Source organism: Bullifex sp., from assembly GCF_034103065.1.
Lineage (GTDB): Bacteria > Spirochaetota > Spirochaetia > Sphaerochaetales > Sphaerochaetaceae > Bullifex.
In genome coordinates this window covers 1-3,643 of sequence record NZ_JAXEGN010000246.1, presented here as the reverse complement: position 1 = coordinate 3,643, position 3,643 = coordinate 1, and the positions used below count along the sequence as shown (strand labels likewise).

The 3,643-nt window shown below is 33.5% G+C and carries 4 protein-coding genes; 3 read left to right on the top strand and 1 reads right to left on the bottom strand.

Translation table 11 applies throughout. The features are described 5' to 3' along the window. A partial coding sequence (gene asnB, locus SOY52_RS09465; RefSeq protein WP_320848710.1) for an asparagine synthase B occupies positions 1-891 on the top strand: 891 nt, incomplete at its 5' end. A gap of 4 nt (positions 892-895) precedes the next feature. Here asnB and SOY52_RS09460 read toward each other — a convergent pair. Continuing rightward, on the bottom strand, positions 896-1,423 hold the full coding sequence (locus SOY52_RS09460; protein WP_320848709.1) for a GNAT family N-acetyltransferase: 528 nt from the start codon (positions 1,421-1,423) through the stop codon (positions 896-898). Between the two features lie 472 nt (positions 1,424-1,895). Here SOY52_RS09460 and SOY52_RS09455 point away from each other — a divergent pair, with 472 nt between their 5' ends. Continuing rightward, entirely contained in the window at positions 1,896-2,966 is a 1,071-nt protein-coding gene (locus tag SOY52_RS09455) for a methionine ABC transporter ATP-binding protein (RefSeq protein ID WP_320848708.1), read from the top strand. Further along, positions 2,966-3,643, top strand: a 678-nt coding sequence (locus SOY52_RS09450; RefSeq protein WP_320848707.1) for a methionine ABC transporter permease, incomplete at its 3' end; no start/stop codon positions are given. The genes SOY52_RS09455 and SOY52_RS09450, both read left to right, overlap by 1 nt.

The following is a 3,643-nucleotide window of genomic DNA, read 5'->3' as shown; positions in this document are numbered from 1 at the left end:
GCTTGGTGGCCACGTTTACACTCCTTTGCAATTGGTCTTGAAGGTTCTCCAGACTTAATTGCAGCAAGAAAGGCTGCAGACTTTATTGGAACTGTTCACCATGAAGTACACTTTACAATTCAAGAAGCTTTAGATGCAATTGATGATGTAATATACCACCTTGAAACCTATGATATTACTACAGTAAGAGCCTCTACTCCAATGTTCTTACTTGCAAGAGTAATTAAGAGTATGGGTATTAAAATGGTTCTTTCAGGAGAAGGCTCAGATGAATTATTTGGTGGATATCTATACTTCCATAAAGCACCTAATGCAAAAGAATTCCATGAGGAAACAGTTAGAAAGTTGTCAAAGCTACACCTTTATGACTGTTTAAGAGCAAATAAAGCACTTGCAGCTTGGGGTGTCGAAGGAAGAGTACCATTTCTTGATAAAGAATTTATGGATACAGCAATGCGTTTAAATCCTAAGGCTAAGATGGCTGTTGATGAAAATGGTAACCACAGAATTGAGAAGTGGATATTAAGAGAAGCTTTTAAGGATTACCTACCTGAAGAAATTGTTTGGAGACAGAAAGAGCAGTTTAGTGATGGTGTAGGTTATTCTTGGATTGACACTTTAAAGAAACTTACTAGCCAAGAAGTAAGTGATGCTCAATTTGCTCTTGCTGATAAGAGATTCCCAATTAATACTCCAGCTACAAAAGAGGAGTATTACTATCGTTCTATCTTTGCTCGCCACTTCCCATCTGAATCAGCAGCTAAGTGTGTACCACATGAAGCTTCTGTTGCTTGTTCTACTGCTAAAGCTCTTGAATGGGATGAATCATTTAAACATATGAATGAGCCATCAGGAAGGGCTGTTGCAGGAGTACACGATAAAGCATATTAATTAACTAAATATCAATAGGAGTTGGGTTGAACTTTACCATGTGTATATGGTCTTCCCAAACTCCATTGATGTATAAATAATTTTTTGAATAACCTTCCTCAGTAAAGCCACACTTTTCTAAAACTCTCTTTGAAGCAATATTTCTTGGCATTACATTTGCTTCAATTCTATGAAGCTTAAGTTCTTCAAAAGCGTATTTAGTAATTTGATTAACACAATAAGTCATATAACCTTTATTAATGTAATCTTTATCTAAGCTATAGCCTAAGAAACAAGAATGAAAACAACCTCTAACAATGTTGTTTAAAGCAATTGTTCCAATTACCTTATCATCTTTAGTAATGTAAAACCTAACACCAGTTCCATCCTTTTCATTTTTAATTGCTCTCTTTAAGAGTATTTCAATTGAGGAAAGAGAAAAGAATTCAGCTTTTCTTTTGCTTTCAAATGGAGCTAAAAACTCCCGATTTCTTATGTAGTAATCAAGGATTAATGGTGCAAGTTTCTTGTTAGCTTTTACTAGTTTTATCATAGCTTTATTTTATCACATACAATTGATAATTAACGAGTATTTGAAATACTTTAAATTGTGATATATTATAATAGTAACAAATAGTAACAAAACGTAACAAAATAGAAAAAGAGTAACAAATAGTAACAAAAATTATTTAATGTATTGAGTAAAACAATTATTGACGCATCTCCATAAACTTTGTTTGGGTAGAATTGTTTGAAAATCTTATTCTTTTTTTGATACCTCTTTATCAAGACGCCAAGGTGAATAAAACTCAATAATAATTATTCATTGCTTGACACATATTAAGAATTATTGCAATCTTTCTCACGGATAGGAACAATTATGTATACTTGTGGATTTTACATGTGCATGTCTATGATGATGACCCCGGTTAATGCTGAGGGCTTTTCCTGTCTGTGATAAAGAAATAAATAAAAACGGATAACGGAGAGCCTAGGAGCTCTCCATTTTTTTTTGTGAGGATGAGATGATAGAGATTGAGAATGTGACAAAAATCTTTAGGACTAAAGCAGGAACTGTAGAAGCGCTAAAAGATGTGTCTCTAAAGATTGAAAAGGGAGAAACCTATGGTGTTATAGGTTACTCAGGTGCGGGTAAGTCTACACTTGTTAGATGTATCAACTTCTTAGAAACTCCAGATATTGGTAGTGTAACAATTGATGGAACAAAAATTGAAATTGATAATGAAAAACTTTACTTAGTTAAAGATGGTGAAAAGACAAAGTTTACTGAAAAGAATTTAAATAAACTTAGAAGTTCAATTGGTATGATTTTCCAGCACTTTAATCTTCTCGATAGATCAAATGTTTTTGATAACATCGCTTATCCTCTAAAGCATACTGGTAAGAGTAAGAAGGAAATTCACGATAGGGTATTTGAGCTTCTTGAGCTTGTTGGTCTTGAATCAAAGGTAAATGCATATCCTTGTGAACTCTCAGGTGGACAAAAGCAAAGAGTTGCTATTGCAAGAGCTTTAGCTAATAACCCTAAGATTCTACTCTCTGATGAAGCAACTAGTGCACTTGATCCTGATGCAACAGAATCAATTTTGAATCTTTTGAAAGATTTAAATAAAAAGCTAGGAGTAACAATTGTTGTAATTACACATGAAATGGGTGTAATAAAATCAATTTGTGACCGTGTTGCAGTGATGGAAAAAGGTAAGGTTGTTGAAGAAGGTAGAGTCTATGATATCTTTTCTAATCCAAAGCAACCAATTACAAGAAAGTTTGTTAACTCAACCTCATCTCTTTCAAAGGTGGATGAACTTGTTAAAAAGGATTCACCACTTGTAAAATCACAAAGTGGTGAAAGTCGCCTCTATCGTTTAGTCTTCGATAAGAGCGTTAATAATCCAGTTATTTCAGAAGTTTCAAGAAAGTTTAATGTTGATTTTAATATTATTCTCGCAAACGTAGAAGCAATAGGAGACCAGACAATTGGAGCTATGATTGTAAAGCTTTCTGGAGAGGATAAAGCAATTGATGCAGCACTTACATATCTTAGTGCTACAAAAGTAAGAGTGGAGGCCGTTTGATGGAAAACTTAATTAAAACATTAGCACCTAATATTTGGGCATATAGAACTAGATTTATTCAAAGCTTAATTGATACTTGGTCATTATTTTTAATCCCAGGTATAATTTCATTTATCTTAGGCTTATTCTTCGGCGTAGTTTTAACAATTACCAAAAAGGATGGTATAAAACAAAATATAGTAATATTTAGAATTATTGATATTTTTATCAATGTTTTTAGAGCAATCCCATTTGTAATTTTATTAATTTTCTTAATTCCATTTACCCGTCTTATGGTAGGAACTGCCATTGGCGTTAAAGGTGCAGTAATTCCACTTATCTTTGGTACAGTACCTTTCTTCTCAAGACAAGTTGAAACAGCTTTAGCAAACGTATCACCAGGAAAAATTGAAGCCGCAAGATCAATGGGATCTGGAACTTTTGGCCTTATATTTAGAGTATATCTCCATGAAGCTGTACCTGAACTTGCGAGAGTAACAACAATTACTGCAATAAGTTTAATTGGACTTACTACAATGGCAGGTGCAGTAGGTGCAGGTGGTATTGGTTCCTTTGCAATTAACTATGGTCAAGGTCAGGGACACCCTGATATTGTTAATGTTTGTGTAGTTGTACTATTAATTGCTGTATGTATTATTCAAGCAATTGGTTCATTTATTGCTAAGAAAACAACAAAT